Here is a 6,274-nt window from a genome sequence, read left to right as displayed (position 1 = left end):
GCCAGACGCTCTTTGTGCGGTATTGCCTTTATTGTGCTGCATCTGCTTCTGCGTCCGGAGCCGTTTCTCCGGAGACATCGGCTGCACTGTCTGCTGCATGATTATCGGCAGCACCAGAGGCCTCTGAAGCTGCCGCTTCTCCGCTCTGTATCTCTCCGGTGTCCACCGTCACAATAAATCCGTCGCTGTTGTTGCCGGAAATGGTGTACTTTTTATCCGGCGGCACCATGACATAGGTGGAATCCGCAGCTGTATCAGCAGCCACATAATATACCTGATAGATCTCGCCGTCCCAGTTGGTAATGGACAGCGGCACGTCTGCACTGTAATTTTTCAGCAGTGTCAGATATTCTTCCAGACAAACGTTGTTCTCCTGCATATAAGCGGCATGGGGCTGTCCCACATAGCGGTAGTGCCACGGCTCTGCCTGAATGCCGGTAGTGTCCTGCTTGTCCTCGGTGTAGCGGAGCACATAGCCATAGTGGGAACAGTTCTCATTGATCCACGCATATTCTCCCGTGCCGTCATAGTCGGACTGCACGCCGTCCTCATACAGGGAGAAGTCCAGCGAATAGCCGCTTTCGTGCTCGCTGTGTCCCGGCAGTGCCACACGGGTGGAAGTCTGTTCTCCGGTTGCCTGCAAGTCCTCATCATACAGTTCCTGCTGCTGGGCATTGGTACGATAGCCGCTGATGACGATCATATCCTGATGACCAGTAGCCACATAGAACGCGTCCAGCATTTGATTCAGGGCATCTACCGCCTGCTGCCGCAGACTGGTTTCTGTGCCGCTGACATGGTAGTTGTCCGTCTTGTGGTCGTAAATGCTGACGATCTCTGACGGGTTCTCCTCCACATAGGCAGTATTCGCATTGACCAGAATCAAATCTCCCGCATGCACATCTTCATTGGAAACAGAAACATTCTCATAAACATTCTGCGGCTCTGTCGCAGCTTCGCTCATGTCGCTTGTCAATTCCATGCCCTCTGTTCCCTGCGAGATCGGCTGCAGCGAATGGTACATATGAAATCCCTGATAGCCGACAAATGCCACCAGTGCCACAGAGATCACGATTTCCGCCGCCATTTTTCCGCCGGTACCTCTGGGGCGGCGTGGATTCGGACGTTTTGTCATCTGCTTCTGCGGCGAAGCAGCCTGCTTTTTGGGTGCTTTTTTCTTGGCTGGTTTGCTTTGTTTTTGTTCTTCCCTGCTCATCGAAAAACCTCCAAATATCAAGACGGCATCACACAAATTCCATATCGTGCCGCCGAGTGAAATCTCAAACATCTTTTCAGAAAACACGGAAAAAACTTGTACGCAGTATCGCATGCAAAGTTGTTACTCCGTATCGCCTTTATATTATAGCATATTTTACGCAAAATGCAAATACTTTTTATGCAAATTTTTTTCGAACGGCAAAATTGACATGCTATGGAAACACTGGATAAAGCCCGCCTGACGGCTTTATGCAGTGTTTCCATACATCTATAAAATCACCGCCGCACGTCGCCAATATCCGTGACAATGGCATATCCCGCCGAAGCCACCCGCCGTTCCAGACAGCTTCTGCACTGGGCGGATTCCTCCCCTGTGCAAATTTTGTCCTCATACAGCGTATACAGCTTTCGCACGGAAACCGGCGACAGATTCGGCATGACCACGTTGGCACCGGCACGCAGTCCCATTTCCCGCCCCTGCGGGTGGATCGTTCCCAACGCCGTAGTTGCCGGAATCAGGGCATAGGGAAACAACAGCCGCAGAATGCCGATCAGCCGCAGTGTCTGTGCAAGACTGCCGTTGGGCTGTTCCCGAAAAGGCGTGTCTTTATGGGTGAGATAAGGTCCGATGCCGATCATGTCCGGCTCCAGTTCCTGCAAAAAGCGTAGGTCGGCACAGAGATTTTCCGTTGTCTGATACGGTGAGCCCACCATAAATCCGGAGCCTACCTGATAGCCGATGTCTTTCAGGTCAAACAGACAGCGTTTCCGGTTTTCAGACGAAAGCGGCTGGGGGTGCAGACGGCGATAGTGTGCCGCGTCTGCGGTTTCATGCCGCAGCAGATACCGGTTTGCACCGGCACGGAAAAACGCCCGATAGCTGGATTTTTCCCACTCCCCGACAGAAAGCGTAATGGCACAGTCCGGAAACCGTTCCCGTATGGCAGAAACCATTTCACAGACACGCTGCTCCGTGAAAAAGGCATCTTCGCCGCCCTGTAGGACAAATGTCCGGAACCCCAGTGCGTACCCCTCTGTGCAGCAGGCAAGAATTTCCTCCGGTGTCAGCCGGTACCGCTGCACATGGGCATTGCTCCGGCGAATCCCGCAGTAATAGCAGTCGTTCCGGCAATAGTTGGTGAATTCGATCAGCCCGCGGACAAATACATCTGTCCCGTACCGCTGCCGCCGCACGCGGTCTGCCGCCTGAAACAATGCTGCATCATAGCGGTCTGTTTCCAGCAGCGAACACAGCAGATCGTTCGGCAGGTCCCGCTGCTGCTCCAGCGTTGCGATCAGTTCTGACATGGAAACCCCCGTCCTTTCCTGCGGCAGTACCGCACAAACTTTGTGCAGCGTTGCCCTATGAGAAAATATTGCTGCCATTCGAAAAAATCCACAAAAAAGACTTGCAATTATCCCAGAAATCTTGTATAATAAAACTATACTGGCTGAATAATCACAGTCAAAAAGGAGTTATATTATGACAACAGATGAAATTATGAAAAAAATTCGGGAAGGTTTGACCGGTGAATACAGCGTAGACATGGTCTATCTGGAATCACAGGCAGACAAGTACCGTTCCGCAAAAAATGCAAAAGAAATCGGAAGTGCGATCGCTGATCTGGCATATGAGATCCTGCCGGACGACAAGCGGGAAGTCCTGAACAAAATGATGTACATCGACGGCAAGCGGCTGGACGTTGTCTTTGCCGAAGCCAACAAGCTGATTCAGGAAAAGAAAATCGAAGAATCGTTCAAGCTGACAGAAGCACTGTACACCAAGATTCGCATGAACTATCGGGAAACCGAATCGGAAGTATATCTTAGCTTCCGCAACACGCTGGAACATCAGCTGTATCTGTACTTCTACCGCCCGTCCAAGAAGCTGGTGCGTCCGGTCTTTGACCTGTCGCAGATGATCCTGCTCCACGGTTACAACCTGCTGGAACTGAACCGTGCAGAAGAAGCTGCACGCGTCATCAACGATGCGATCCGCTACAACCCCATGAACACAGATGCCTATTTCGAACTGGCAGAGTGCTATAAGTCCCTGCGGGATCACGACCAGCTGCTTTCCGTTATCAAGGAAACACTGGAAGTTGCCGTAACGCCGGTACAGATCTCCCGCTGTTACTGCAATCTGGGCTTCTACTGTGTGGAAGTCAAGGACTATGACCGTGCCGTTTGCTTCTATTATGAGAGCCTGATCTACGCCGACCACCCTATGGTTCCGGCAGAACTGCACCATATCCACACCATTACCCAGAAAAAAATCGTACCGCCCACACGGGAAGAAGTCAACGAGGCTTTCGAGCACTACGGTATGAAGTGCGGTGCCAATGAGGACGTAGTCGGTGTTATCACAGCACTGGCAAAGGAAGCCATCGAAAACAAAGACCTGCCGGCAATCCGTTTCTATCTGCATATGCAGTATGGTCTGACCAATGACCCTGAGATCAAGGAAATGCTGGATCGCTATGACACCCTCGCCAAGGAACGGGGACAGGCATAATTTTTTCACACTTACTAGAACTTGTTTGAAAAATCTGTACATTTGTCAAACAATCCCTAAGCAACAATCAAACGGACAGCAGCAATGCTGTCCGTTTTTTGTGCGGTGTTGCCTTATTTTTCATATTGCTGATATGCCTCATGCAGCCGCTTTGCCATTTCCTGCCGCAGCGTTTCCGGAGCAAGCACTTCCATAGCTGCCCCGTATTTCATGATCCAGCGATACAGTCCGTGGCTGATGCCCATTTTGGCACGCACCAGAATATAGTTTTCGGGGTCGGTTTCATCTTCCCGCACATGAGCATAGTTTCCCAGCTGTTCGATCATATCGTCCAGCAGCACCCGCTTCACCCGAAGCTGTACATCTTCGTACACCTCCGGCACAAAAATGTCCGCGGAAAAGCCCTCTGCTTTCGACAACTTCGGCATGATGTCAACCCGTTCTCCCGCGGTGATGTCTTTCATGCGGTCGATGCGATAGTTCCGCACATTGCCGGTGTCCTCCACGATCACTTTCAGATAAAACCGCTCTGCGGTGTAGACCACCTGACATGGGATCAGATTTCGCTTTTTGGTATAGTATTCGATGACCCGATTGGTATTATACTTGCCGTACTTGAAATTGATCTTCCGCTTTTCGGCAATGATCTGGTGCACACACTCCAGATTATCCAGCAGATCCAGTGACGGCGGAGCCACCTCACTCAAGGTGATCCGCCCCACCAGCTTCCGCACTTCCGCTTCGGAACACAGCCCTTCAAATTTCTTGAACAGCCGCTGTTTTTGTTCGTTGTTCAGGAATTTGTTGATAGACACCGAGTCTACCAGAAACCGAATCTCATTAAAGGTGAATCCTCGTTCTTTCATGTAATAATACGCTGTGTTGTGGGCTCCTTTCCGAACTCCCACGGTATACCCCATGGTGTCCAGCCTTTCAATGTCCCGCTTGATGCTCAGCACCGATACTGCTCCCAGATTCGTCTGGTTCAGCAAGTACGCCTGAATCTCTTTCAACGTTGCCCCTTTTTCCGCATCGGTATTGTGGCTAAGATAATCCAGCACATAGAGAATTCGCGACATGGTATCCTCCTTTACGCAGTTACCGGCAGCGACGGAAACAGATGCACCAGAAATTGCAGCAGCACCACTACATCTCGATTATCCAGTACACCGTCTGCATAACAGTCTTTGTTCTGCTGCTGGGCATCGTTGACATGCACCTGCCCCATGATGATTTTTTGCAGCAATACCGCATCGCTCATGTCCACCAGACCGTCCAGATTGACATCACCGACGATACGCGGCAAAACCGGCTCTGTCTGTGTCGTCGTCACTGTTGTGGCAGCAGCGGTTTCCGAAGTGGCTGTACTGCTGTCAGGGTACCTCGCCCCCTCCAGCGGTTCCTGTGAGGAAATCAGGAGCATATCCCAGTACATATAGTAATGATTGGTATCTTCCGGCAGGTAGTACACCCCAATGCCGATATACTGATATGGTTCCCCCAGCATGGCTTTCCGGTGAGTGGGAGAATCGATCCACGCCTGCACCGCTTCCTGCGGTGTGTCGTATCCTGCCGCCACATTTTCCGCCGCATAACAATTGGAATCCAGCGTGGAATCCTCAATGACGCTGAACCATTCCCGCCCGTCCGGTCGGTTGTGTCCGTAAGTCTGCGACAGTTCTTCCGCACGCTGTGCCGATAAATCTAACAGTACCGGTGCCATCTGTAACGCCGGCAGTCCGTTTTCCTGCCGGAACTGGTTGGTCAGTGCTGCCGCTTCCTCTGCAAAATTGGTCATGTCTGCCGCTGCGGAAACCTGCCACTTTTGCGGAAATCCGCCGAATAGTATAGAAAACAGTACTGCCAGACTGCAAAAAACGGCAATTCCCTTTTTTCGCATCTCCACGCCTCCTTCTCCTTTGTGTGTTTATGATATTTTATTATACCACATGGGAACATTTTTTTCAATGCATTTCAACGAACATTTGTGAAAATATACAGAGAATGCCATTTCAGATGAAAAGAAGGGAGAGAGAAATGATGTGACTGCCATTCGTGTGATGCATTGCCTTTTTCATCAAGGGTAAGCGAGCTCTTTTCTTTTTTTGCTTCTTTTTTTCTTTTCAGTAAAGAAAAAAAGAAGCGTAACTCCTTGTGAAATCGTTTGATTGCTGTAGAGAGTAACCCCTCAGTCACCTGCGGTGACAGTTCAGCACAAGGCACGCCCTTCGGGTGCCCTAAAGGGGAGCCTAGCAATACAAGCTTGCAAACGCCGTAAAAATAAAAGTTGACCGACTGTACAAGTAACACCTTAGAAAAACAACGCTGCAAGTACAAGCAAGGGTAACTATCGGCGTTGGCAAGCCCAAGGCGGACAGCGAGTAAAACGAGCGAATTCCGCCGAATGGTTTCGACCTGATTACCCTAGGATGTGTTGACACTAAACCTGACACGTGTCTTTTGGGGCGATTTTTCCCAAAAACCAAAAGCGTCATGCAGTACAACACTGAAATGCTCCCCTTTTGTTAGACAATATGGTAT

At 50.5% G+C, this 6,274-nt stretch carries 5 protein-coding genes; 1 reads left to right on the top strand and 4 read right to left on the bottom strand.

Annotated elements, in window-relative coordinates:
- Positions 1-28 precede the first annotated feature (28 nt).
- Together RUMCAL_RS09735 and hydE are read right to left on the bottom strand one after the other, a co-directional pair.
- The gene (locus RUMCAL_RS09735) at positions 29-1,216 is read right to left on the bottom strand and encodes a M15 family metallopeptidase (RefSeq protein ID WP_051343798.1); all 1,188 of its coding nucleotides are present in this window, start codon (positions 1,214-1,216) and stop codon (positions 29-31) included.
- Between the two features lie 278 nt (positions 1,217-1,494).
- Positions 1,495-2,526 carry a [FeFe] hydrogenase H-cluster radical SAM maturase HydE gene (hydE, locus tag RUMCAL_RS09730; protein ID WP_051343796.1) on the bottom strand — a complete coding sequence of 344 codons (1,032 nt, stop codon included), beginning with the start codon at positions 2,524-2,526 and terminating at the stop codon, positions 1,495-1,497.
- A gap of 175 nt (positions 2,527-2,701) precedes the next feature.
- On the opposite strand from hydE, the gene RUMCAL_RS09725 reads away from it, so the two are divergent.
- Positions 2,702-3,733, top strand: coding sequence for a hypothetical protein (locus tag RUMCAL_RS09725; protein WP_021682627.1), 1,032 nt, complete (start codon positions 2,702-2,704; stop codon positions 3,731-3,733).
- Positions 3,734-3,846: 113 nt separating this feature from the next.
- On the opposite strand, the gene RUMCAL_RS09720 is transcribed toward RUMCAL_RS09725, so the two are convergent.
- Together RUMCAL_RS09720 and RUMCAL_RS09715 are read right to left on the bottom strand one after the other, a co-directional pair.
- Positions 3,847-4,812, bottom strand: coding sequence for a helix-turn-helix transcriptional regulator (locus tag RUMCAL_RS09720; protein ID WP_021682626.1), 966 nt, complete (start codon positions 4,810-4,812; stop codon positions 3,847-3,849).
- Between the two features lie 11 nt (positions 4,813-4,823).
- Positions 4,824-5,633 carry a CAP domain-containing protein gene (locus RUMCAL_RS09715; protein ID WP_021682625.1) on the bottom strand — a complete coding sequence of 270 codons (810 nt, stop codon included), beginning with the start codon at positions 5,631-5,633 and terminating at the stop codon, positions 4,824-4,826.
- Between the last annotated feature and the right edge of the window lie 641 nt (positions 5,634-6,274).

It is taken from the genome of Ruminococcus callidus ATCC 27760 (genome assembly GCF_000468015.1).
Taxonomy (GTDB): domain Bacteria; phylum Bacillota; class Clostridia; order Oscillospirales; family Ruminococcaceae; genus Ruminococcus_C; species Ruminococcus_C callidus.
This window is presented reverse-complemented; position numbering and strand designations above follow the sequence as displayed.

Excerpts from the sequence above, each read along its gene's own strand:
- hydE (WP_051343796.1), bottom strand. The coding sequence starts at position 2,526 with ATGTCAGAACTGATCGCAACGCTGGAGCAGCAGCGGGACCTGCCGAAC.
- RUMCAL_RS09725 (WP_021682627.1), top strand. The coding sequence starts at position 2,702 with ATGACAACAGATGAAATTATGAAAAAAATTCGGGAAGGTTTGACCGGT.
- RUMCAL_RS09720 (WP_021682626.1), bottom strand. The coding sequence starts at position 4,812 with ATGTCGCGAATTCTCTATGTGCTGGATTATCTTAGCCACAATACCGAT.
- RUMCAL_RS09735 (WP_051343798.1), bottom strand. The coding sequence starts at position 1,216 with ATGAGCAGGGAAGAACAAAAACAAAGCAAACCAGCCAAGAAAAAAGCA.
- RUMCAL_RS09715 (WP_021682625.1), bottom strand. The coding sequence starts at position 5,633 with ATGCGAAAAAAGGGAATTGCCGTTTTTTGCAGTCTGGCAGTACTGTTT.